General features: G+C 43.7%; 15 protein-coding genes. 9 read left to right on the top strand and 6 right to left on the bottom strand.

Annotated features, from left to right (window positions below):
* The first annotated feature begins 68 nt into the window (after nucleotides 1–68).
* The 5 genes from GGD38_RS07430 to GGD38_RS07410 all read left to right on the top strand — a co-directional run bounded on the left by GGD38_RS07430 (nucleotide 69) and on the right by GGD38_RS07410 (nucleotide 10,079).
* Nucleotides 69–332 (top strand): T9SS type A sorting domain-containing protein, encoded by a 264-nt coding sequence (locus tag GGD38_RS07430; protein ID WP_375298642.1) that lies wholly within the window; start codon nucleotides 69–71, stop codon nucleotides 330–332.
* 254 nt (nucleotides 333–586) lie between these two features.
* Nucleotides 587–1,873: a glycoside hydrolase family 5 protein gene (locus GGD38_RS07425; protein WP_375298643.1), complete on the top strand. Its 1,287-nt coding sequence runs from the start codon at nucleotides 587–589 to the stop codon at nucleotides 1,871–1,873.
* A 35-nt stretch (nucleotides 1,874–1,908) separates the two neighbouring features.
* Nucleotides 1,909–5,112 carry a T9SS type A sorting domain-containing protein gene (locus GGD38_RS07420; protein WP_375298644.1) on the top strand — a complete coding sequence of 1,068 codons (3,204 nt, stop codon included), beginning with the start codon at nucleotides 1,909–1,911 and terminating at the stop codon, nucleotides 5,110–5,112.
* A gap of 71 nt (nucleotides 5,113–5,183) precedes the next feature.
* Nucleotides 5,184–8,054, top strand: coding sequence for a beta-galactosidase GalA (gene galA, locus GGD38_RS07415; protein WP_375298645.1), 2,871 nt, complete (start codon nucleotides 5,184–5,186; stop codon nucleotides 8,052–8,054).
* A gap of 75 nt (nucleotides 8,055–8,129) precedes the next feature.
* Nucleotides 8,130–10,079, top strand: coding sequence for a glycoside hydrolase family 97 catalytic domain-containing protein (locus tag GGD38_RS07410; protein ID WP_375298646.1), 1,950 nt, complete (start codon nucleotides 8,130–8,132; stop codon nucleotides 10,077–10,079).
* A 68-nt stretch (nucleotides 10,080–10,147) separates the two neighbouring features.
* On the opposite strand, the gene GGD38_RS07405 is transcribed toward GGD38_RS07410, so the two are convergent.
* From GGD38_RS07405 to GGD38_RS07390, 4 genes are all read right to left on the bottom strand, one after another.
* Nucleotides 10,148–10,849, bottom strand: a complete 702-nt coding sequence (locus tag GGD38_RS07405) for a DUF6304 family protein (protein WP_375298647.1) — start codon at nucleotides 10,847–10,849, stop codon at nucleotides 10,148–10,150.
* A 17-nt stretch (nucleotides 10,850–10,866) separates the two neighbouring features.
* A complete protein-coding gene (locus tag GGD38_RS07400; protein ID WP_375298648.1) occupies nucleotides 10,867–11,622 on the bottom strand; it encodes a DUF2314 domain-containing protein in 756 nt (251 codons plus the stop codon).
* A gap of 256 nt (nucleotides 11,623–11,878) precedes the next feature.
* The gene (locus GGD38_RS07395; protein ID WP_375298649.1) at nucleotides 11,879–12,643 is read right to left on the bottom strand and encodes a response regulator; all 765 of its coding nucleotides are present in this window, start codon (nucleotides 12,641–12,643) and stop codon (nucleotides 11,879–11,881) included.
* Nucleotide 12,644: 1 nt separating this feature from the next.
* Complete coding sequence (locus GGD38_RS07390) at nucleotides 12,645–15,824, bottom strand: two-component regulator propeller domain-containing protein (RefSeq protein ID WP_375298650.1); 3,180 nt, start codon at nucleotides 15,822–15,824, stop codon at nucleotides 12,645–12,647.
* Between the two features lie 88 nt (nucleotides 15,825–15,912).
* Here GGD38_RS07390 and GGD38_RS07385 point away from each other — a divergent pair, with 88 nt between their 5' ends.
* The 4 genes from GGD38_RS07385 to GGD38_RS07370 are packed head-to-tail and all read left to right on the top strand — an operon-like array spanning nucleotide 15,913 to nucleotide 22,076.
* Entirely contained in the window at nucleotides 15,913–17,436 is a 1,524-nt protein-coding gene (locus GGD38_RS07385) for a family 43 glycosylhydrolase (RefSeq protein ID WP_375298651.1), read from the top strand.
* 21 nt (nucleotides 17,437–17,457) lie between these two features.
* Nucleotides 17,458–18,966, top strand: a complete 1,509-nt coding sequence (locus GGD38_RS07380) for a family 43 glycosylhydrolase (protein ID WP_375298652.1) — start codon at nucleotides 17,458–17,460, stop codon at nucleotides 18,964–18,966.
* A gap of 18 nt (nucleotides 18,967–18,984) precedes the next feature.
* The gene (locus GGD38_RS07375; RefSeq protein ID WP_375298653.1) at nucleotides 18,985–20,088 is read left to right on the top strand and encodes a glycoside hydrolase family 105 protein; all 1,104 of its coding nucleotides are present in this window, start codon (nucleotides 18,985–18,987) and stop codon (nucleotides 20,086–20,088) included.
* 20 nt (nucleotides 20,089–20,108) lie between these two features.
* Complete coding sequence (locus GGD38_RS07370; RefSeq protein WP_375298654.1) at nucleotides 20,109–22,076, top strand: glycoside hydrolase family 43 protein; 1,968 nt, start codon at nucleotides 20,109–20,111, stop codon at nucleotides 22,074–22,076.
* Between the two features lie 12 nt (nucleotides 22,077–22,088).
* Here the strand turns inward: GGD38_RS07370 and GGD38_RS07365 are convergent, their stop codons facing one another.
* Complete coding sequence (locus GGD38_RS07365; RefSeq protein ID WP_375298655.1) at nucleotides 22,089–22,748, bottom strand: DUF1080 domain-containing protein; 660 nt, start codon at nucleotides 22,746–22,748, stop codon at nucleotides 22,089–22,091.
* A 78-nt stretch (nucleotides 22,749–22,826) separates the two neighbouring features.
* Nucleotides 22,827–24,182 carry a Gfo/Idh/MocA family protein gene (locus GGD38_RS07360; RefSeq protein ID WP_375298656.1) on the bottom strand — a complete coding sequence of 452 codons (1,356 nt, stop codon included), beginning with the start codon at nucleotides 24,180–24,182 and terminating at the stop codon, nucleotides 22,827–22,829.
* Between the last annotated feature and the right edge of the window lie 249 nt (nucleotides 24,183–24,431).

The raw sequence follows: 24,431 nt of genomic DNA, 5'->3' as shown, positions 1-24,431 counted from the left end.
AATATATAGAAGCAGATGGGGTATAAAATGTTTCATTAGCCGGTAACGGCGATTATTCCTACAGCAAAATGGTACCCATACGTTACGATAAAAATGCATCTATTACCATCTTTCCTAACCCGGTTAAAGATGTGGTGAATGTTCAGTTACAGATGCCAACAGGAGCCGTATCGTTTAAAATAATTGATGGAATGGGGCGCATGGTAAAAACGATTTCATTGCGATCTTCCGGCAGCACTTTATCAAATGCAATAGATATCACTGGGCTTGCCACAGGGCAGTATTACATTCATGCCGGCAGCGAAATTATAAGCTTTATAAAACAACAATAAACAGATTACCCGCCGGGACTTTTCGTGATCTCATCGAAAAGTCCCTTTTAGCTATTTCAAATCCGGTTTTACAATAATATCTGTTTTGTTTTCTTTGTTGCTGATCTCATTAGCACCGGATCTTGCAGTTGATTGATTTCCATGCAGTCATCTGGTCTGTAACATTTCGGGCCATAATCTGCAACATTTGAGGTCCCTCGCTCAAAGAACATCCCGGTAGTTTTACGGCATATAACTACCAGAAGGATTGCTTTATGAAAATATTACCTACACTATGTAAACAAAAGGATATATCAACTTTTGTTTCCGGATTTTTTATCTCCAGGGCCAAAATAATAAGGCTTGTTATTGCCGTACTGATTTTTACAAACTGTCATAAAAATGGCAATGCGCTTGCTCCGGAGCGCGCCGCTTCACCATCGGATACTTTTGCCACCGGTGGTGGGTATCCATCTTATAACACATCGCCCAAAGCGCCTGATTCAGCAGGAATGAGCACCGCTGTACAACTGGCTGCCAAATTCAAACTGGGCTGGAACATTGGTAATACAATGGAAGCTATCGGCGGTGAAACCGCATGGGGCAACCCGCTGATCACCGAGTCGTATGTGAGAACAGTAAAGCAATTGGGCTTTACTGCTATCCGCATTCCGTGTGCATGGAATACGCACCTTGATAACAAAGCCACTGCACACATAGATCAAAGCTGGATGAACAGAGTTAAAGAGGTTGTTGGTTATTGTGTCAATAACGGCTTGTATGTTATGCTGAATATTCATTGGGACGGTGGCTGGCTGGAGAATAATATCACTCAACTAAAGCAGGATTCAGTCAATGCTAAACAAAAAGCATTATGGGAACAGATCGCTACCAACATGCGCGACTTTGATGAGCATCTTATGTTTGCCAGCGCTAATGAACCGGCTGCTGATAATGAGGAGAAGATGGCCGTGCTGGCATCATACCACCAAACGTTCGTAAATGCCGTTCGTGCTACAGGCGGAAGGAACAGTCACCGCGTCCTTATTGTTCAGGGGCCGAATACAAACGCCACATTGACAGCTGATCTGATGAATACACTTCCTAAAGATCCGGTGGCCAACCGCCTGATGGTAGAAGTGCATAATTATATGCCATCACAGTTTTGTTTTCTGAATGAGGACGTGAGCTGGGGTAAAATGGCTTACTACTGGGGCAATGGGTATCATTCAACCATTGAGCCTGACCGTAATGCTACCTACGGAGAAGAGAACGATCAGATTGCTGACTACAATAGAATGAAGACAAAATTTGTTGATAAAGGAATTCCGGTGATCATGGGCGAGTATGGCGCTTACAGACGTGATAATAACGCTCATGTTCCCAAAGAGCTTGCCCTGCATAACGCTTCGGTGGACTATTGGATAAACTTTACAACGAAAGAGGCATTGGCACGTGGAATAAAACCTTTCTGGTGGGATATAGGCGCCGCTTTGGATAGAAAAACCCTTATAGTAAAAGATCAGCGTACGATTGACGCTCTTTTGGCAGGAGCCAAATAGAGATATTTTGATAAAAATTAAACGATTGAAACTTTATGAAAAAAAAATTACTATCACTATGTAAACTAAAAGTAGCAGTACTTTTTGTTTCCGGACTGGTTATGTCCATTAACTTATACTCGCAAACCCCCGGCTATGTCTTTAAGCATGCTCCTATTGGCGGTGGCGGCTTTGTAACGGGGATCATCACCCACAAAACAACTGGCGACAGGTATTGCCGTACCGATGTGGGCGGCGCTTACCGCTGGGATGCCGTCAATAACAAATGGGTTCAATTGCTCGATTGGCTTGGCGATTCACAAAGTGACCTTTATGGCGTGGAAGCCCTGGCGCTTGATCCGCAGAATGCAAATAATGTTTATATGCTCTGCGGAACCAATTATGTTGGCAACGGAAAGTCTGCTATCTTAAAGTCCACCGATAAAGGAAATACTTTTACTTATACAGACCTAACCAATACGTTTAAAGTGCATGGAAATGGAAGTGGGCGCGGTAACGGTGAACGATTGGCAGTTGACCCAAAAAACAGTAATATACTATTCTGTGGCACAAGGGCGAACGGATTGTGGAAGAGTACAGATGCCGGCGTTACCTGGAGCCAGACCTGGAGCGGTGTAACTACCACAACCAACGGTAACGGCATTTGTTTTGTGCTTTTTGATCCTTCAGGCAGCGTAGTGAATGGAGCAACTCAAACTATTTACATCGGTGTTTCCCGCGTCGGTGGCGCAACCCTCTACAAGAGTACAAACGGGGGCGCCAGCTTTACCGATATTTCCCCCACCACCGATTTTATGCCACACCGGGCTGCCCTGCAGGGATCTACTATGTATGTTACCTATTCAGAAGATGAAGGTCCGCAATCTCCTAATGGAAATGGAAAGTTATATAAGCTCAACACGGCCACCGGTGTGTGGACAAACGTTACCCCTGCCAGTTGGAAGGACCATTCATACGGCGGAGTAAGTATAGACCCGACTAATGTAAACAGGGTGATAGTTTCTTCTTGTGGCAGTTATACTAACAACCAGTTTGGTACCGGCTGGGGAGACTATATTTTCCTCACCACCGATGGTGGAACGACCTGGACACTAAAGAATGGCACCAATGCCACCTATGATGCTAACGGCATGGGCTGGTCTTGCTGTGGCGCAGTTAACTGGATGGACTGCATTGAATTTGATCAGGCCAATCTTAATAAGGTGCGCGTAATAGGGGGAGGCGGCGTGTATACATGTTCTGATATTACAGCTACGAATACTTCCTGGAAATATGATGTGGTTGGCATTGAAGAAACCGCATTACTTGACGCGATAAGTATTCCCGGAGGCTCGGTGATCACCTCTTTTGGCGACGTAACAGGCTTTGTGCATGAGCCGCTCACTGCTTTTCCGCAGGTAAGACTTTCTCCTACAGACGGGAATAACCAGAGCATTGCTTATGCGGCCGGCAACACAAACAGGGTAGTAAGAGCTTCTAACGGAGGAAACGTTGTTTACTATTCCAACGATAAGGGCGCTACCTGGACGGGATGCGCCACGAATATGGGTAATGATGGAAAGGTAGGCATCAGCGCTGATGGCGGCACTATCCTGCACTGTCCCTACCGTTCAACAACAACCTACTATACCACCAACAACGGATCAAACTGGTCGGCTTGTTCGGGTGTTTCATTTGGAGATGCTATTCCTGTGGCTGACCAGGTAAATGCTAACAATTTCTATATCTATAATCCTACCAACGGACAAATGCTCCGGAGCACCAATAAAGGAGTTAGTTTTTCAGTAGCAGGTACACCGGGTAGCACAACGGCGAATTATCCCTGGGAAACAACCTGGATCCGTACAGTGCCAGGCTTTGAAGGACATGTATGGGTGCCGCTCGGCGGCAATGGATTGAGATATTCTACCAATGCCGGAGTGGCTTATACGAATCTTTCCAATGTAACTTATTGCAAAACGGTTGGCATAGGAAAAGCGATGCCCGGAGCTGCCTATCCTACTGTTTTCATCTGGGGAACGGTGTCGGGCGTAACGGGCCTTTTCAGATCAACAGACCAGGGTGCTACCTGGCTCAAGATAAATGATGACGCCCATCAATTCGCAGGCGCGCCATTGCTCGTCGGCGACATGAACGTGGCCGGAAGGGTATATATGGCCTCCAACGGCGGAAGAGGGTTGATTTACTGGGAGCCTGCTACCTGTACACCTTCTACCATTACCCCGTATGTACAGCTTAATGGTGGAAGCTGGCAGCAGACAGCAAGTGGTTCTTTAGCTGCCGGTGGCAGTGTGCTGTTTGGCCCCCAACCTGTAACGGGTGGTTCGTGGAGCTGGAGCGGCCCGAATAATTTTAGTGCTACTACGCGTGAGGCAGGTATTTCAAATATCCAGGTGAACCAGGCCGGGAACTATGTGGCCACCTATACCAATAGCGGCGGATGCCAAAGTACGCAGACGTTTACCGTTACCGTTACAGGCTCCATACTAAGAGAATACTGGACAGGTATCAGCGGAACTGCAATTAGTAGCCTCACCTCCAATAGCAATTATCCCAACAATCCTTCGGGTAGCGGCCAGCTCACCAGCTTCGAAGCGCCCACAAACTGGGCAGATAACTATGGGACCAGGATCCGCGGCTATATTCATCCTACTGCAAGCGGCAGCTACACCTTCTGGGTAGCGGGCGATGACAACACTGAATTATACCTGAGCACCAGCGACAACCCGGCCAGTGCAACAAGGATTGCCTACGTAAACGGCTGGACGAATTCGAGAGAATGGAATAAATACAGCACACAACAGTCTGCTACAATTAACCTGGTTGCCGGACAGAAATACTATATTGAAGTGCTTCATAAGGAAGGCAGTGGTGGCGATAATATAGCGGTAGCCTGGCAGGGCCCCGGCATTACACAACAGGTGATCGCCGGAAACTATCTCTCTCCGTTCATTCCGGGAGCAGGCGGCGCCAGAATGTCAACGCAAGTCAACATGAGTGAGCATGCTATTAGCCTGTATCCGAATCCGGCCAATGCGGGAAGGTTTACCATCCTTCTTCCGGAGATCGTGGACAATGCGGTCGTGAAAATTTATGATAACCTGGGCAGAATGATCTATGAAAAAGTGGCTAAAGGCAATAACAGAATAGAGATAGATGCGCGGTTAAAGGCAGGGCTTTATCATGTGAGAATAAATTCGAAAGGTCTTAGTTTCACCAGGAAGCTGATCGTTAAATAACAGATATTTTACCACTTATTGGGGATGCTTCCAGCGAAGCATTCCCAGTTTTTTGCATAGTATATTCATGTATGAATTATTATAAGAACCTTTTTTTACTAATACTCTTTAGTCTTTCCGTTTTAGATACCTATTCACAGCAAAAAGAAGTGAAAAGAGAACGTTTGTCAATGGACCATGACTGGCGTTTTGCTTTTGGTCATCCATATGATGTTAAGGCGGACTTTGGTACAGGTACAGCTTATTTTTCTTATTTAGCCAAGGCCGGTTCCGGAGATGGAGCTGCCGCATCGGGTTTTGATGATCGCGCATGGCGTAAGCTGGATCTGCCACATGATTGGGCGGTTGAACAGAAGTTTAGTCCCGATGCCAGCTTTAGTCATGGGTTCAAAGCCATTGGCCGGGCGTTCCCTGAGCGAAGTGTTGGCTGGTATCGAAAAACATTTACAATACCAGCTGCTGATGTTGGTAAGCGGCTGTCAATTGTTTTTGATGGTGTTTTCCGCAATTCCATCGTGTGGGTAAATGGGCATTACCTCGGTACAGAACAAAGCGGATATAGTAGTTTCCAATATGATATCACTGATGTATTGAACTATGGCGGCAATAATGTGATTGCGGTACGGGTGGATGCAACTATGGAAGAAGGCTGGTTTTATGAAGGAGCTGGTATTTATCGCCATGTTTGGCTTACTAAAACGGCGCCCGTGCATGTAGCGGCGAATGGTACATTCGTTACCTCGCAGGTACAGGGGCAGAACGCAGTGGTGAGCGTTAAAACAGATGTTATCAATGAAGCAAAAGAAAGCAAGACCATTGATGTGATACAAACCATTTTCGATGCTGAAGGAAAAATTATTACCACTAAAACAAATACCGCTGTTTCGCTGGCGCCTTTTCAAACCAGGGAGATCAGTACGCATCTTTCTGTAAATGATGCAAAGCTGTGGGATATTGATGCTCCTTATTTGTACAGGCTGGTTACCAGCATTAAAGAAAGGGGAGATTCAATAGATCTGTACCAAACTACCTTTGGCATTCGCACGATTCGCTTTGACGCCTCAGCAGGTTTTTTCCTGAATGGAAAGCAGGTGAAACTGAAAGGCACCAATAATCACCAGGACCATGCGGGCGTTGGTACTGCCATACCCGACGAATTGCAGTACTGGCGCATTAAAACCCTCAAAGACCTTGGAGCTAACGCTTACCGCTGTTCGCATCATCCGCCCACGCCCGAATTGTTAGATGCCTGTGACCGGTTAGGTATGTTGGTGCTCGATGAGAACCGGTTGATGCGTGCCACAGCCGATGGGTTGAATGAACTGAAGCGAATGATCGTTCGCGACCGCAACCATCCTTCTGTGATCAGCTGGTCGGTTGGAAATGAAGAATGGGCCATTGAGAACAATATTACCGGTGAACGCATAGCTGCAACCTTGCAGGCTTATGCCAATAGTATAGATAGTACACGCCCTGCAACAGCAGGCATCAGTGGAGGTTTCCGCAGCGGTATTTCCAATGTGTTGCAGGTAATGGGCTTTAATTACCTTGGTAATGGTGATATTGATGCGCATCGGAAGCGGTTTCCAAACCAGCCTGGCATGGGTACAGAAGAAGGGTCAACCTTTGCCACAAGAGGTATTTATATAACCGACGATAACAAGCATTATCAGGCAGCTTATGATCGAAAGCCGCGATCAACTTTTTATAGCATTGAAGAAGGGTGGAGGTTTTATGCAGAAAGGCCATACCTCGCCGGAATGTTTATCTGGACCGGTTTTGACTACCGGGGTGAACCAACTCCATACGGCTGGCCTTCTGTTACATCTTATTTCGGCATGTTGGATAATTGTGGTTTTCCAAAAGATAATGCCTGGTATTTGAGGTCATGGTGGGGAAAACAACCCGTTTTGCACCTGCTGCCACACTGGAACTGGAAAGGGCAGGAGGGAAAAAAGATCGATGTGTGGGCTTACAGCAATTGCGACGAAGTAGAACTCTTCCTGAATAAAAAGAGCCTTGGAAGAAAAAAAATGACAATCAATGGACACCTCGAATGGACAGTAGCTTATACGCCCGGTAAACTGGAAGCAGTTGGATACAAAGCCGGAAAAAAGCTGCTGACCGATGTGGTTCAAACGACTGCAGAACCTGAATCAATACGGTTAACCGGTCACAAGGTTTCACTTACAGCAGGTTGTAACGACATAGCCATTGTTACGGTGCAAGCGATCGATAAAAACAGTCTTGCCGTGCCAACGGCAGATAACGAAATTAGTTTTTCTGTTCAGGGACCTGGTAAAATAATTGGCGTCGGTAACGGCGATCCCACATCGCTTGAAAAAGACAGGTTCATTGAAACGCTTCAAACTATCAGGATCGAAGATCTGAAAGAGAAAGCTGTTGATAGTATGGATGTTACGAACGAAACAGGTTTGGCGGTAGATGATACAAACTGGAAAGAGGCTTTCAAAGACCGGGATTATAAAAAGCTGGCGAAGGCTTATGTATATCGGGGCAGCTTTATGCTTCCACAAAAGTATGATTCATCAACCATTACGTTGTTTTATAAAAATATTGGCCGTGAACAATCGCTTTACATAAATGGTAAAGAAATTGCACGCAGCCAAAAAGAACATGAAACCGCGGCTGGTTACCGGTTACATGCAAGCATGCTGCGGCCTGGCAAAAATGTAATTGCCATAGTGGCTACGCCCATCCCAAAGCAATATGAGTGGGACAATGTGAACACCGATCCCGGTTTGATTCAGCTTGTTATACCTGCCGGAACCTGGAAGCGAAAACTCTTCAACGGCCTGGCGCAGGTGATCATCCAAACAACGCAGGAGCCCGGGGATATTATATTGACGGCTACATCGTCGGATTTGAAGCCGGCAAGCCTCAAAACAAAAAATGTAAACATTTCGATACCCGATTTGTAACATTTGGATGCGCTGTTTTCAGTGACCAGCTGTTAATTTTGCTTCCCATAAAAGACTTCTCATAAAACAACCATAATGTTTATCAGGAAACTCATATCTGCAACGATTGCATCAGTTATTGCCATCACTAATCTGGCTGCGCAGGCACAACAGGTAGCGAAACTGGAAAGTCCTAACAAATCCATTGTACTGCATGTATCCTTATCAGCTTCGGGTGAAATACAATACAGTGTACAACGGTCCGGCGTTAACGTCATTCAACCTTCGGCTTTAGGTGTTATGATGAAGGGGCATAATTTTACCCATGGCATGAAACTGGTAAGCTCATCAAAACCGGAACGTATAACAGATAACTATCAAACTAAGAATGCAAAAAAAAGCAGCATTCTTTACCAGGCCAATCAATTAGTGTTGTCTTTTGCTAATGAAGAACAGAAAAAAATGGACCTCATTTTCAGGTTATCCAACGACGGAGCGGCTTTCCGGTATTCTTTTCCCTGGATAAAAAATAAAGAAACCATAGTTGAAGAACGTTCCTCATTTGCATTCGACAAGGAAACGAAAGCCTGGTTGCAACCCATGAGTGAAGCAAAAACTGGTTGGCAGCGTTGTCATCCCTCTTATGAAGAACATTATTTGCAGAACATTTCCGCCGGCACGGTATCGCCGTTAAAGTCAGGTTGGGTATACCCTGCTTTATTTAAAACTAATAATACCTGGGTATTGATCACCGAAGCGGCGCTTGATGGTACTTATTGCGGCACCAGGTTGATCAATGATTCAGCTTCGGCTGTTTATTCAATAGGCTTTGCCGATCCGCGGGAAGTGTTTACAGGCGGTGGCTATTTACCCGAAAACAATAAGGCCTGGCTTACACCCTGGCGTATTATAACAATGGGAAGTTTGAAAACCATTGCAGAATCAACCCTGGGTACCGATCTGTCGCCAACTGCTGTGTTAAAGGATGCCTCTTTTGTAAAACCCGGTAAAGCCAGCTGGAGTTGGATCAATAGCAAGGATGACAACATTACATACAATGAACAAAAAAAATATATTGATTATGCCGCTGACATGCACTGGCAATATTGCCTCATAGATGCAGACTGGGATACTAAAATAGGATACGACAAAGTAGCTGAACTGTCGGCGTATGCAAAACAAAAGAATGTTGGATTGCTGTTATGGTACAATTCTGCAGGTGACTGGAACACGGTAGCGTATCATCCTAAAGATGTATTGCTTACCAGCGAAGGAAGAGAAAAAGAATTCAGCCGGCTGCAGGCAATGGGCATCAAAGGTGTAAAGATCGATTTCTTCGGCGGAGATGGCCAGAGCATGATCAAATATTACGTTGACATTTTGAATGATGCTGCCAAATATAAGTTGCTTGTAAATTTTCATGGTGCTACATTGCCAAGAGGCTGGCAAAGAACATATCCTCATCTTATGACAGCCGAAGCAATATATGGAATGGAGATGGTGACATTTGACCAGAGTGCAGCCGATAAGCAGGCCAACCATTGCGCTATGTTGCCGTTCACGCGAAACGCATTCGACCCCATGGATTTTACACCTATGAACCTTACCGGACTTACATCGTCTAATTGTACCAGAAAAACCACGCCCGCCTTTGAACTGGCCCTTTCGGTATTATTCTTATCAGGCATACAACATTATGCTCAGGCGCCTGAAGGAATGGTGCAGGTACCCAATGAGGTGAAAGCGTTTTTAAGAAAGCTTCCTGACAATTGGGACGATGTAAAATTTTTGGAAGGCTATCCGGGGCAATATGCCGTCATTGCCAGACGAAGCGGTAGCCGGTGGTACATTGCGGGTATTAATGGCGATAAAAATGAAAGGAAGCTCAGCCTTGACATTACTGCATTTAAGAAAGGCAAGGCAACGCTGATCACAGATGGAACCAACAGTGAATTATTTTCGATGAACAATCTTAATGCCGCAAATCAAAAGAACTGTAATATTACCATGAATGCAAATGGTGGATTTGTAATGGTGCTTGAATAATTAATACAACGATAAAAAGCAACCCCGGCGGTACCGCCGGGGTTCATCCTTTATTATTTCTAATACTGTCACCCACGATAACCAGCCCCACATTTCCTTATCTCAAATTGGTCACAACAGTATATTTCCTGCACTTGTCTGTCTGCATTATCAAGTTCCATATACTCATCTTTGGTGGTCACTTTACTGTATCTCTCTTTTTGGGTCAAAAAGCAAAGCATTGACCCAAAACTACTTTGTCCATAAACGCTATAATCTCCATACATGCAACCATAACAATTTTTAAATTGTAATTTGTCTGCAAACTGGTCGCGAATTTGATTGAAGGCTATTTCAATGTAGTCGCCTTCTCCTGTATATAATTTGTCGTCTATTGTTAACGTAAGCTTCACTTTCTCATGCTCGATCCCAGTCCCCGGTACGGGTCTTACATTCCCCAAAGAATATTCAATTTTTAAGTTTGTATAAAACTCAGCATGATTTAATTTATCAATGATCACCTGCGGAAAAACTATTTCCAATGAACAATTACAAAGTGATTCTAAAATATTGTTTGTTTGATAAACACGTAATGGATGAAATGTAAATCTTTTAAGTTGCTCATTGGAATATTTAGCCTTATTAAGAATAGCCATGTCAGAAAATTCGGGACCACAAAATTCAACTCCGTCAATTGTCATCGACAACATGTTAAAATCATTTTCTATATCGATTTCCAATGATCCAAAACTGTCTTTGTAGAGTCCTTTGTATTTTATTGTTTCTGTCATAGGTTTGCGTTACATGTTTATTTCTCGAGTAATGCTACAATATGCTCCCATTCCAGCTGCCTGGCAAGGTCTAAAGCTGTTTTTCCGTAAATAGTTTTTTGGGTTTTATCGGCTCCCAATGATAATAAAACTTCTACCGACGTCAAATTACCGGCAATTGTCTCTTTATGAAGTATCGAATAACCAAATTCATCTGCAGCTGTTAATTCCCCAGGATACTCTTTGATAAACTCTTCCAGCTTTTCTTTCGTGTTTCTGGACATGGGGTGGTCGATCAAATTCTCAGGATGTTCTTTTTGTTCGTACACTAATAATATGTCATTATAGTCGCCAAAATCCAAGCCCCAGGCCTCGTCATGTTCCGCTCGCGCCGCTTTGTTCATATCTGAACGCATGGCCTGTATGGTAAAACCACCATATGTTTTTCCCTGGGTTGCAAAAAGCCAGTCGCTGATCTGATTTAACGGTATGGTAACCTCATCGCCGTTTTCAATATTGGTAAGTTCACCGGGCGTATTGATCAGGGTACCTTTTATTACTTCGCCGTCGAACATAATATCATTGATCCACATGTGTTCTACCGTAGGCTCTTCATCCGGGTCTATCTGTTCAGAAAAAGCGACTTTCACACAGGCTACTTCCAACGCCGGCACAATTCTGCGGTATTCCCAACTCAATTCCCGCCATAAATATTTAAAGGTGTTTTGAGCATCGGTAAATGCCTTGATCATTTTAGGGCTATCGCTTTTGGCAAAGAAAATTTTATTTGTCATGTGTTAATTATATTAAATCCATTCAAAAATAGCTCAATTGCTGAATAGGCTGCGTCTACAAATCGTCTACAACCTCGCAAAACCCGCTCCTGGCTGGTAATTTTACAGGACCATTCAGAAAGTTTAACCTATATCAAATGGGAAAATCTGCACATATTTCCGAAAGTGCAGTATATAATAAACATGACAAACGATGGTTACCGGGCAAAAAATGAAAAAGGCCAGCACCTTCCTCCATGCATTCGGGGAAGGTTTTTTATTTCCTTGGCAACGACTGAAAATACTCAACAGGCGACATCTTAAAATACTTTTGAAAGTTGCGGGTGAAAAGACTTTGCGAGCTATAACCCACTTTTTTTGAGATCTCGAATAATGAAAATTCATTTTCAGCAATCAGCCCGGCAGCTTTTTTCAGCCGCGTTATATCAATCAGTTCTTTTGGCGATAAGGATGAAAGCGATTTTATTTTGCGATAAAATGTAGTACGGCTCATATACATATGCTCGGCCAGCATATCTATGTCGATATTGGGGTCTTTTATATTGAGCTTTATATATTCATCAAGTTTTTTTAGAAAAGCTTCATCCGTTTTTGAATGCGCCATTACACCCACATCATCAAATGGCGAACTGGCAAAATGATCTTTTATCTTTCGGCGGTTCTTCAGCAGGTTGGCAATCTGCACCTGTAACAATTCCGATGAAAAAGGCTTTTGTATATATGCATCTGCACCTACTTCCAATCCTTCTATATGAGCTGCGTAAGTATTCTTTGAGGTTAACAGGATAATGGGAATATGGCAGTATTCCACATTGCTTTTAATGCGGCGGCATAATTCAAACCCGTCGATACCCGGCATCATAATGTCAGATACGATCAGGTTGATCACTTCATTATCTAAAATAGTTTGGGCAACCTCTCCATTAGCGGCAAGGTACAGTTTATAGGTATCGCCTAAAACTACCGATAAGAACTCCAGCATGTCTTCGTTGTCATCAATAATAAGGATGCTATCTGTCATATTACTCTATCTTTTTCCAGCTGCTTAATTGAAACTCAAATTTTTGGTGTATAGGCATCTGCAATTCAAATTTAATTAAATCTTGCTCGCCTGAAATTAATTGTAACGATCCATTATGTAGTTCTGTTAGCGATTTGGCAATCGACAAACCTATACCTGTTCCGGGTTTACTATTGCCACGGACCCTTACAAAGGGCTCAAAGATCCGGTGTCTGAATTCTTCGGGAATGGCTTTTCCATCATTTATAAAATGAATGGTGAAATAATCGGCCGAAGGTTCTACTGTACCTATGTGAATGGTAGCGTTGGTTGCAGCATATTTTATAGCATTCGATACCATATTCGTACTTATTTTAATAAATGCTTCCCTGTCAACATAAGCCATAAAATGAGTGGCGGGCAATTCCATATTCAGTGTAATATTATTGGAAGCGGCCTGTACTTTAAAGCCAGATACAATATCGGTTATAACGGCAACAATATCGGTTTTTACAAAGTTCAGGCTAAACTGGCTGGCCTCGGTCTTTCGGAAATCAAGTAGTTGGCTGGTTAATTCTACCAGGCGGTTGGTATTTTTTTCAGCTATCGTAATTGTTTTATTGATCTCGGGATCCTTGCTGAATTTTTTCTTCAGCCACTCTATTGGCCCGGCAATAAGTGTAAGCGGGGTTTGTATTTCATGCGTGATATTGGTAAAGAACTCAATTTTTGCCTGGTATATTTCCTTTTCTTTTTCAAGTTCGAACAATTGCAGTTTACGCAGGTTCTTTTTTTCGAGATATTGACGATATAAACGGGTAGCAAAATATATGGCTGTAACCAATAGCAGAATATATAAAACATATGCCGTATTGCTTTTCCAGAAGGGCGGCAAAATTTTGATAAACAGTTTGCGTTCCTTGCCCACCCAGCTACCGATATTACTTTCGGCCTGAACAATAAATTCATAATTACCATGACTAAGATCGGTAAAATAGGCCTTACGGTTAGTGCTGAGGTAGGTCCACGATTTATCGAGTCCCTTCATTAAGTATTTATATCTTGTTACTTCGGGCGAAGAAAAATTCAGCGCTGCAAATTCAATACTGAAACTGCTTTGATCGTAGTCAAGAACTATAGTATCGGTATAAAGAATAGATCTTTTGAGCGGACTGTTGGCCGAATCGGGGACCACTTCTTTATTGTCGATCTGGAAACCGGTAATATAAGTGGGCGGACTGGGTTCTTTCTGATCGAATGAGGCCGGGTCAAAAGCGATCATGCCTTTTACCGAACCAAAATACATTTTTCCATCTGTATGCCGGTACGCCGAATTATAATTGAACTGGTCCGTTATCAGGCCATTTGCCCGCGTATACACTTTTATGGCCGAGGTAGCCATATTGAAGCGTATAAGGCCTTTAAGTGAACTGATCCACAACTGGCCGCTATCATCTTCCAGTATGCCATACAGTACATTCGTTGGCATACCGTCTTCGGTAGTATATCTTCTGGTGCTCTTCCAATCGGCACTTAGTTTTATTAACCCGCCACCGGTAGTTGCAAACCACAGTGTATGATCGTGACCTTCAAAAATATTATATACCGCAAATTCATTGGTGTTTTGTCCGTTCACTGTGTCGCCAAACCGAAAGTTACCATGTGCACCTGTTTTAGGGTTATAATAAAATGCGCCCTGGTTAACGCTTCCCGTCCAGATATTTCCTTTTGAATCCTCAAAAATATCAAACACGTAAGAATTATAAGGAATCTGTGAAATGCGTTTAAATGTTTTATGCAGGGTGTCGTATTCAAATAAGCCGGAGCCATGATACGCGGTACCAACTAACAAGTGATCATCCTTCGTTCTGTAAATGCAAATTACAAAATCACTGAGCAGGTCGTTCTTGCTGCCTACAAATCTAAAGCGGTCGGTAATGGCCCCGGTGGGTATATCCATTATTTCCATGCCATGAAAGAACGGACCAATAAATAACTGGTTGTTCCATGCAAGCAGGCCATGAACATTGGGGTAAGAAATGGAGCGTTTTTTTCCCGAAGGAATGTAGTTAGTGATCTTGCCGGTCTTTAAATTCAGCTTATTGATGCCTGCATCTTCGGTTCCGATCCATAAATTATTATTGCTGTCGGCCGATATTTCGCGTACAGCTTCACCCGATAGCGAATTGATGCCGGGTATTGGGTAGAACTTTTCAAACCTTGAATTGTCTTTGGAGCAATAATTAATACCGCCGAAATAAGTACCGGTCCACATACCGCCGCGGTTGTCACGGCAAAGGGTATAAACCGCATTATCGGTGATGGCGTAAGGCGAGCCGGGTTGTTTTACCAGGTTCTTGCTTACATGATGTACCGGGTCATAAATATAGATGCCCGATTCGGTGGCGATCCAGTATTGGCCGTCATTGTCAACAGCAATATCGCGAACGTAGATGTCGCTTTTGTCGGTGCGTAGGGAGAGCGAGCTTACTTTACCGGTTTGTATGTTGTAGCTTTTCAGGCCCTGTTTAAAACAGCCTATGAGTAATTCGTTCTTGCCAACCGGGTATATTTTGCTTATTGAACGGGCGTTATCGGGAAGGCTTTTATCAACGATCCTGATGGGCGCATTTGTTTTTTGTGGATCGTAAATTTGAATATTGCCATCATTATCGCCCAGCCACAAATTCATGTCAGCATCAAATGCAATACAGGAAGCTGTAGTTTTCAGGTTTTCGAACCTGTTTTTAGCAGCGGTGTATTTGCATAATGAAAAATTTACCAGGCACCACAGGTCGTTATTTTTGTCGATAAGAAGATTGCTGGTATATTCTTTAGGCGCTTGTTCCAGTTCAAAAAAAAGTTCCTGGTAGGGATCATATTTAAAGAGGCCTTTACCTGTTCCCGCCCATATCATCCCATTTTTATCTTCTGCAATAGAATTTATTACATTATTTCCTATGCGGCCAAACTTGTTTTTTTTGTATTCGCAGGTTTTGAAAGTGTATCCGTCAAAGCGATTAATGCCGTCGCGGGTGCCTATCCAAATCAGTCCTTTGTTGTCTTGAATAATAGAGGTTACTGCATTGTGCCCCAGCCCATCATCCACCTGGTATTGTTTAAAATAATATTGACCAAAGGACGAGGACGCGACAAGCAGCAACGATAATACTGAAGTAATGATGTTATACAGCAAGCGCATATTCCCGCATTCAAATATATAAAAATGGAAATTATAAATACTACTCATTTGAAAAAGGAATTGTGCCGGTTTGGTACAATTCGGCAAAATGTTGAACAAAGTATTTGCCACGGGTGGCTTTATTTTGGTTATGCGATTGTTTTTGTCATTGATGTTACTCCTGTGTATTTTCAGCGGTAATGGCCAGCAGCTTGTACTGCCTGGCGATCATCCCGATCCTTCGGTAGTTAAAATTGGTAATGAATATTGGGCAGTAGGAACTACCTCAAACTGGTTCCCCGCTTTTCCTTTATACCGCTCCACCGATCTTGTAAACTGGAAACCTGCCGGTCATGTGTTTACAAAAATGCCTGCCTGGGCCGACTATTACCTCTGGGCGCCCGAAATTTCGTATGATAATGGTAAAGTATACATGTATTATACAGCGCATAAAAAAGGCGGAAATCTTTGTGTTGCCGTTGCTGTTGCCGATAAACCAGAAGGCCCATACACAGACCTTGGCCCGCTTATGTGCCAGGACTATGGTTCAATAGATGCTTTTCCCATGCGCGATGAGCATGGAAAGCTATACCTGATATGGAAAGAAGATGGGAACAGTGTTGGCAAACCCACACCAATTTGGGCGGCAGAAATAAAGGAAGACAGAACGGCCCTGGTGGGTGAGAAGAAGGAACTTTTTCGTGGCGATGTGCCCTGGGAAAAAGGCCTGGTAGAAGGCGTTTCGATCATAAAGCATAACGATTACTATTATGCGTTTTATGCGGCAGCCGCCTGCTGTGGTAGAAGTTGTAGTTATGGGACCGGTATTGCAAGAGCTAAAAATTTGCTTGGCCCCTGGGAAAAATATACGCAAAACCCGGTGATGGCGGCCAATACAGAATGGAAATGCCCCGGTCATGGAACACCCGTTCAAAAGAATGGCCGGCATTATTTTCTTTACCATGCATATAGCACAAACACGGGTGCATACGGTGGCCGGCAAGGTTTACTAAACGAGTTTGAGTTTACCGAAGATGGATGGGTGCGGTTCCTGAATGGTAATGATTATGGTAAAATAAAAAAGACCGAAAAAGTGGTTGATCGTTTTTCCAACCAAACACTGTCGGGCAACTGGCATTGGAGCATTTATAAAAATGTACAATACAATATTGCAAACAATACCTTAAAACTGCACGCCCTTCCCTCCACCTCCGGCGCCTACATTGGCCAATCTATTTTAGCCGGTAACTATTATGCCGCCGTTACTGTGCAAAAGAACTCTACTGCACAGGCCGGGCTTGCTTTAATAGGGGACGATAAAAACATTTTATATACGGTAATTGACAGCAACACCATTCGGTTGATACAGGTGCGTAAAGATGAAGTGCAGGTTATTGCTGAAAAAGAAATTTTGAGACCTTCAAACGTAAACATAAGGGCTCAGGTAAAAAACAATACGCAGGTTACATTTACCTACAGTACCGATGGCGTAAAATTTAATGAGCTGAATAATGAAGCGGCAGATATCTCATATCTGCCACCGTGGGACAGGGCTGTACGTATAGGCCTGGTTTCAAAAGGCCCGGTAGAACAAGCGGCCTTCTTCAAGGATTTTATACTGGTGAATCAATGATGAAACTAATCAAACCATCATATGAAACAGTTACTAACGATTACTTGTTTTATTGGCGGCGCTTTGCTGTACACCGCCTGCAATAGAGTCATATACCTTGATGAGGAGCCACCAGGTGAAGATCTGTCGGCACTGATCACTGACAGTACATTTACAAACCCTGTATTAACCAGTGGCCCCGATCCCTGGGTAATACAAAAAAATGGCACCTACTATTATACCTACACGCAGGGAAGCAAACTGGTAATTCTGGAAACAAAGAATATGTCGGAGCTTGCCTCTTCGCGCAGGTATGAAGTATATACACCACCTGCCGGCACCGCTTATTCAAAAAATGTATGGGCGCCCGAATTGCATGAAATAAACGGTAAATGGTACTTTTATTTTGCTGCCGACAATGGTACAAATGCCAATCACCGCATGTATGTTGTTGAGAATGCTGATGCCACACCCACAACGGGCAATTGGGTGTTTAAGGGGCAGGTAGCCGATGCCACTAACCAATGGGCTATTGATGGTACTATACTAGATCATAACGGTCAGTTATATATGTTATGGTCGGGCGGTAATGCCGGTGCTGCGCCACAGAATATTTACATTGCTCCCATGAGTAATCCCTGGACAATTTCAGGACCAAAGGTTATGATAAGCACGCCTACCTATAGCTGGGAAAAAGGCGGTGCTGCTATTAACGAAGGGCCACAAATACTTAAAAATGCACAGGGACAGGTGTTTGTTGTTTACTCCAGCAGTGGCTATTGGGTAGATGGTTATTGCCTCGGTTTGCTTACACTGGCGCCAGGTAGTGACCCGCTGGTAGCTGCCAACTGGACAAAAAAGAGCACACCTGTTTTTTCAATGAAGGCTGAAAGTAATGCGTACGGTACCGGGCATAACGGCTTTTTTAAATCGCCCGATGGTACAGAAGACTGGATCATTTACCATGCCCGAAATCTTCCCAACGGCGGCGATAATAATGGACGCAACCCCCGGATACAAAAGTTTACCTGGAATGCAGATGGAACTCCCAATTTTGGCGAACCGGTACCCATCAACCAACCGATCTTACGCCCTGCAGGCGAACCTCACCGTTTAATATATCCTAAAACCCAATGGTCAGTTGCCGGCTTCAGTTCTGAAGAAACTAATAATAGCCGTCTCGCCATTCGGTTGATCGATGATAACCTGTCAACATACTGGATCACCCGTTACTCAACCAACCCAACAGACTATCCCAACCATTGGATCTCGGTAGATATGGGCGCCGTTTCGAAAGTGAATGGATTTATTATTTCGCAAAAAGCCGGTGACCGTAAAATAAAAGAACTGGAAATACAAATAAGTAGTGATAGTACCAGTTGGGAAAGCCTTGGTGTATTCCCGCTTAATAATATCGATCTGTTAAAACAGTATGTTAGTTTGCCGGCACAGAAACAATGCAGATATTTTAAGCTTGTTCCCGTATCGGGCCATGATTCACAAAAACAACCAGGTTTGGCAGAGGTATGGGCCTTCAGATTTAAAAACTAATCTTTGAAATTCATTCTCATGTATAAAAAGGTACTTACATTATTATTGTTGCTTCCCTTTCAGTTTTTGTTTGCCCAGGAAAGCAGTCTCACCAAATTTCCCAAAGGATATACGCCAGAAGAAGTAGGTAAAAGAGTGGCCGGCCGGTTGATAGGCCACAAACATGCGCTGCATGCAGGCAAATGGATCAGCTATCCCGAAACCTTTTATTGGACAGGTTCACTAAAGTATGCTTCACTGGCCAACGATAAATTGTTGTTTGATTCTTTGGAGCAAAGATTTCAGCCGCTGTTTACAACGGAAGACAGCCTGTTACCTATTAAAAACCATGTTGACCTGAACATGTTTGGCAGTTTACCACTGGAATTGTATCTGTTAACAAAAGATAAAAAGTATATGGACCTGGGGCTACCCTATGCCAATACACAGTGGGAGGTGCCTGAAGACGCCAAACCCGATCAAAAGGCCTGGGCCGAAAAAGGCTACTCCTGGCAAACACGCCTTTGGATAGATGATATGTATATGATCACTATTGTACAAACACAGGCATACCGAGTAACCGGTGATGTAAAATATATTGATAGGGCAGCTAAGGAAATGGTGTTATATTTAGATACACTTCAACGCCCGAACGGCCTTTTCTATCATGCGCCGGATGTGCCATTTTACTGGGGCCGTGGCAATGGTTGGATGGCTGCAGGCATGGCTGTACTGTTACGCTATTTGCCAAAGGATAATCAATACCGCCCGCGTATTATGCAGGGCTACCAAACAATGATGAAGAGTTTGAAAGAATTTCAATCACCCGGTGGTATGTGGAACCAGTTGATCGATGAAAAAGAGATCTGGGCTGAGACCTCAGGAACGGCGATGTTTGCGTTTGCATTAATTACCGGCGTAAAACAAAAATGGCTGAATGCAAAAGAATATGCTCCTGTAGCCCGCAAGGCCTGGATGGCCATGGTGCCTTATATCGATGAAAAGGGCGGTGTTAAAGAGGTATGCGTTGGAACCAATAAAAAGAACGATAAACAATATTATTACGACCGGCCTCGCAGAACAGGCGATTATCATGGGCAGGCGCCTTACATGTGGTGTGTGGCTGCGCTTCTTGAAAAATAACGTATAAGAAAAACCGAGTAATGCGTACAATCTTATTATTACCCTTTTTTTGTTTTCTATTTATTACCGTAAGTGCCCAGGAGGGCACTTACGGTAATCCGTTGAATGTACAGTTTGGCGATCCCTTTATTTTACGCACAACCGGCGGCCGGTATTATATGTATGGCACCGGGGCGGGCGCTGAAAATGGGTTTGTAGCTTATTCCTCCACCGATCTAAAAAACTGGAAGCGTGAAGGCCAGGTTTATTATGGAAATAATAAAAATGGCTGGGGTGAAAATTCTTACTGGGCGCCCGAAGTATATGAGCGCAACGGTAAGTATTACCTGTTCTACAGCGCCCAATGGAAAGTGAACCCGGGCAGGGAATTGGAAAATTTTAAAATTGGCGTGGCCGAATCAGATAAACCAACCGGGCCATTTGTCGACATTCAAAATAAGCCTGTATTTGATCCCGGCTATCCCATAATCGATGCCAATGTATTTTTTGCCGAAGACGGCAAAACGTATTTGTATTATTCAAGGTGTTGCTACAAACATTCCGTTGAAAGTGAAGTAGCAACATGGGCCCGTAAAAAAGGCTGGTTTAACGAAGTGGAAGAAAGCTGGGTGTATGGCGTAGAAATGAAACCAGACTTTAGTGGTGTTATTGGCGAGCCTGTGCTGTTACTTCGCCCGCCTGTAAAAATGAACGATCCCCAGGCTGAATGGGAAAGCCGTTCGATTACTTCAAAAGAGGTGAACCGCCGCTGGACAGAAGGTTCGTTTATTTTCAAAAAGAACGATACCTACTACATGATGTACTCGGCCAATTATTTTGGCGGTAAAAATTATGCGGTTGGGTATGCTACCGCAAAAAGTCCGCTGGGGCCTTTTACCAAGGCAGCTAATAACCCGGTGCTACAAAAGAATACTGCAACAGGTGGTATTGTTACCGGCACTGGTCATAACAGCGTTACCTATGCACCAGATGGTACCATGTTGTGCGTATACCATGGCCGTACCAGTAAAACCGGCGATGAGCGTGTGGTGTTTATTGATAAAATGAAAGTAAACAATGGCATATTAACTGTTGAAGGGCCAACCACCTCAAAGGAACAACAGGCAAGTGCTGGCAATCCGTTACTGGCCGACCCTACCATATTTTTTCATGATGGCAAGTATTATTTATACGGCACCGATGGGCATAATTTAGATAGCGGTTTCAAGGCGTATAGTTCTGTAGATAAAAAAGTATGGAAAGATGAAGGCTATGTATTGTGCAAAGGTGAAAGCTATGGCACTAAGGGTTTTTGGGCGCCGCAGATCTTACAACATCAGGGAAAATTTTACATGGCATATACTGCCAATGAAAATATTGCCATCGCCAGTGCCAATAGCCCGTTGGGACCATTTACACAAAAGGAACAAAAGCCATTGGATGCGCCGGTAAGAATGATAGATCCTTACATATACTTTGATCGATCGGGCAAGATCTTTTTATATCATGTAAGGTTACAGGATGGTAATCGCATTTTTGTAGCCGAGCTTGATAAAGAACTGTTATCTATTGATGCTGCTACGGTAAAGGAATGTATCAATGCCTCGCTGCCCTGGGAAGATACTCAAAATGTAAAGTGGAAAGTGACCGAAGGGCCAACCGTTATCCTGCACGATGGATTGTATTATATGATCTATTCAGCCAATGATTTTCGTAATCCCGATTACGCCATTGGTTATGCAACAGCCACCAGCCCTACCGGCCCATGGACGAAAAGCAGCAACGGTCCTGTTATTTCCCCAAAGAATATAGGAATAAACGGAACGGGGCATGGCGATGTGCTGATGGATGCAAATGGAAAAATGTTTTATGTATTTCATGTGCATGCTTCCGATACAAAGGTGGCGCCAAGAAGAACGGCCATTGTAGAACTTCAATTTAAAAGAAATAAAAATAGCGCAACCGAATTGATTGCGCTCCCAAAAACCTTCAGGCTTTTAAATGATTAAAAAATCGGGGCTTTATTTCAAAGCCCTGATCTTTATATTTCTGTAACTAACTTCATTACCATGGTCCTGTAAAAGGATGTGTCTTTTATCGGCTTCGCCGAAGTTTTCCCAGTTCTTGTATTTGCTTATTTTAACCAGCTCACGAAACTCGGGGCTTTTACGCTCATATTCCAACACCTTTACGCCATTGAGCCAATGCTCAACATGATTGTTGGGATAAACGATCACCTTTCCGGTATTCCATTCGCCAATAGGGTGGGTGGCGCCGGTTTTATCACTTGTTTTCAGGTCGTATAACGATGCCAGGGTGCGGTTGCCATTACGGCCCAGTTTGGCATCGGGGTGTACTTCATCGTCTAAGATCTGGTACTCGAGGCCAATGGCAGAAGCGCCGGTTTTTTCTTTACCGGTAACAAAATATTTAACGCCGCTGTTAGCGCCTTTGGTCAATTTAAAATCGAATACAAGCTCAAAAGCACTGTATTCATCAACGGTAACAATATCGCCGGCGTGTTGCGATTCAGAGCCATCGGTTGCCTGAATGGTCAATGTACCCTCCTTAACGATCCAGCCGGGAGATGCAGTGGGAAAGCTGTTCCCTTTGGCGGTGCGCCAGGCTTTAGTGCTTTTACCATCAAATAATGTTTTCCAGCGTTCATGTTTTTGAGCCAATGAGGCTTTGCATGAAATAAAAGAAAAGAGAAAGCAAACGTTTTGCACATCATGTTCATACTGGTGTATCTTTTTGTATTAGTATTTGAAAACTTTTCCATTCACCATCACCTCCTGTGTCTTCTCATCAAAGGTGGCTTTTGAGCCGGCATGAGAAGCGGCGGTGGTCATAATATTGGCAATACTGTGGTAGTAACCTGCTTCAACAGGTGCATTGGGCTGCTTGCGGCTGCGTACGCATTCCATCCAGTTACGAACGTGGTTTGAAGTGAGTATATCGCCGCCTGTATTGGCAGATGCCACCACCTGTTCATTATTGGGCAAACTCATTGGCGTAAGCAGGTTGGCTTTCATATTCATGGCTTCGGCCATTTTTTCGGTAAGTCCACCCTTATGCGATATTTTATTGGTGATAAGATTGAGCTCACCACCGTTTGAGTAGTATATTTCTGCCGGCCGTTCTTCGCCGTTATGCATGCGGCTGCCAAAGGTTACCTGAAAGCCTTGCGAAAGATCGTTCTGCGGGCCATAATCGAAAACAGCCATGATGGTATCCCAATTGCGGCGGCCATCTTTCCATTGGTAAATACCACCGTTGGCAATTACACTGCGCGGGTGTGTTAAACCGGTAAACCAATGCACGGTATCTATCTGGTGGCTCATCCACTGGCCGGGAAGCCCTGATGAATAAGGCCAGAACAATCGATACTCAAGGTATATGCGGGGATCAAATTTTTCAAACGGGCGATTCATCAAAAAGCGTTTCCAGTCTGTATCTTCTTTCTTCAATACTTTCAGCAACTCAGGCCGGCGCCAGCGTCCCGGCTGATTTACATTCCAACTTAATTCCACCATTGTTATTGGGCCAAACTTGCCCGATCGTATAAATTCATTGGCGGCATGATAATTAGCACCGCTGCGGCGCTGTGAACCTATCTGTACAATTTTTCCTGTTTCTTTTACAGCTTTCAATGCAGCCCGGTTATCTTCCATCGTTTCTGCAAAAGGCTTTTCAACATAGGCATCGCAACCTGCTTTTACCGCTTCTATGGTATGTAACGCGTGTTGAAAATCGGCGGTGCCAATAAATACGGCATCTACCGTTTTGCTGTTATACATTTCTTCATTATTGCGAAATGCTTTTACCTCGTTTTGCATTTTCTCTTTCCACATGGCAGCGCCCTGCTCGCGACGCATTTTCCAGATATCAGAAACAGCAACCACTTCAAAATTAAGTTCCTTGTAATGGTTCATAAAACAAGGCATATGAGAAAAGCGATGACGATCTGAAAAACCAACAACACCCACACGAACGCGGTCATTGGAACCTATAATACGGCTATAACTTTTAGCACTGAAAACATTGTTTGATAAAAAGAGGCCGGCACCTGCAATAGACGCCTGCTTAATGAACTTACGGCGTGAATTTTTCATAACAGCTAAAATAATTAAACATCCAACGTGTGTTATGTGGTGGAGTGAACACCCATAAAGACCATAGTACTAATTATGTTATTAATCAATTGGTTATCTTTTGTGCATGGCTGCTTTTGAAACAATTAGTAAAAAGAATGAATAACCCTTCTTTATAGAGATATTAAACTTGGTATAAATCGACAAAAGAATGAACTGTACATCCAGTGGATGTTCTTTTTTTTTACATGCTGCTTATGCAATTCATTT

Source organism: Niastella sp. OAS944 (assembly GCA_024809215.1).
GTDB lineage: Bacteria > Bacteroidota > Bacteroidia > Chitinophagales > Chitinophagaceae > Niastella.
Note: the sequence above shows the minus strand (reverse complement) of the source record. Positions and strands in the feature narration are given on the sequence as shown.